The organism is Enterococcus camelliae (genome assembly GCF_042685105.1).
Classification (GTDB): domain Bacteria; phylum Bacillota; class Bacilli; order Lactobacillales; family Enterococcaceae; genus Enterococcus_G; species Enterococcus_G camelliae.
Genome location: NZ_JBHUMO010000067.1, coordinates 1 through 1,555, shown reverse-complemented (window position 1 = coordinate 1,555; position 1,555 = coordinate 1). Strand labels below are relative to the sequence as shown.

The window sequence follows — 1,555 nt, the reverse complement described above, 5'->3', positions numbered from 1 at the left end:
GAAAATAGTCATGATCAATTGACGTTCTTCAACATATTTATCTGGTTTCTCAAGTGCCTTTTTTTGATAAAAATAGCTACTTTTAGACAACTTAAGTTGTTGAATCAGCTCCTTCAGCGTAAATCGATTTCTTTGAGCATCAATCAATATCGTTTTTTCTTGATTTGATAGATAAAGAAGATTGATGCCTTTTTCTTTTTTTAGCAGTTCAGCAGCTCCTTCTAGCAATGCTTTTTCGAGTTGTAATTGATGTACTTGTTTTTGTAATTCTTCTACTTCATTTAAAAGTAACTCTTTTTGTTTTCCTTGGTTTTTTGAAGTCATGCGCAGTGGGAAATCCTTTCCAAGATACGTGTTTTTCCATTGGTAAAGTGATTCTCGACTGATGCCTTCAGCTTCAGCTAAACTTTTTCTATTGGTTTGAGGTTTGTAAAACTTTCTCAACACGTCATCTTTTTGCTCTTGGTTTAACTGTACCGCACTTTTCCTAAGTTTTCTAGCCCCGGGCGCTAGTTCTTCACACCATTGCCGTAAAGACTCTCGATTAGGGTAACCAAGCAGTCGAATCGTCCTTGCATAGCACTGTCCATATTCAAAATAATGATTCACAGCTATTCGTTTTTGTTCTTCAGAATACTTTGATTTTTTTGGGTAATCCGAATGAAGCTCTCCAGATATCAACTATTCCTTGTACCATTTGCGAAGTGCGCCAACTGACGGATAGCCTAATTCATGAATGGTAGCTGCATAGGAACAATCGTACTTTAAAAATAACTGAATTGCTTTTACACGTTCTTCGTGGGAAAACATACGGGCATTCCTCCTGAGTTCATTTTTGGTCCAGGATTATGTCCGCACCCCCCCGTGTGTACTTTTATTCTGCCATAAACAACTGTGTTATTTTAAATCAATGAATATCAAAAATGCTGATTTATCAGTATCTTTCTCCTCAAGATTCGTAACCAATTTTGAACGTAAGACAATTTGGTTACGACAAATTCAGAGCATATCAGTATCTACTACACTCCTTTTAATCATTCCGTTGAAGAAACTGCATGGTAAATCCATGTAGTTTTTTTAACGTTGCAAAGTCAATAATAAAAGAACAAATTCCCCAAACGTTAGGCGCTCTTTGCGGAGGGGTTCGCCTCAAGCGAATTCCCCTTCGTAAAGAGTTCGCCTTGAACACTAGTGGGCGCTAGCCCGCGAGTGTTTTTGTACCCCCCTATCTAACAGGGGGGTACAAAAACACGAAAAACAATCGAAAAGCTACGTACAAATACTGTTATACCAAGGAAATAAGCACTTATTAACAAGTGTAAACTAATTTAAAAAAGTTCACATTTTGTTTTCACTGGTTCTAACGAGTTTCAAATAGCGCATCAAACTGATATTTTTAGCTATTCAACTTTCAATTAGCCTCGTTGATTTTTAAATTACTGATTTTATGCTGTATTTTGCAAGGCTTTTATACATAAAATTGCAGAGAAAAACTACACAGCGCTGCATCCTGAAATGATTCTTTGATTAGTTTGATTTTGATAGAGCATTTTTT

The 1,555-nt window shown here is 36.3% G+C and carries 1 pseudogene; it reads right to left on the bottom strand.

The features are described from left to right. Positions 1-810 (bottom strand): annotated as a pseudogene (locus ACFSR0_RS10940) (transposase); the annotation flags it as partial. Positions 811-1,555 lie beyond the last annotated feature (745 nt).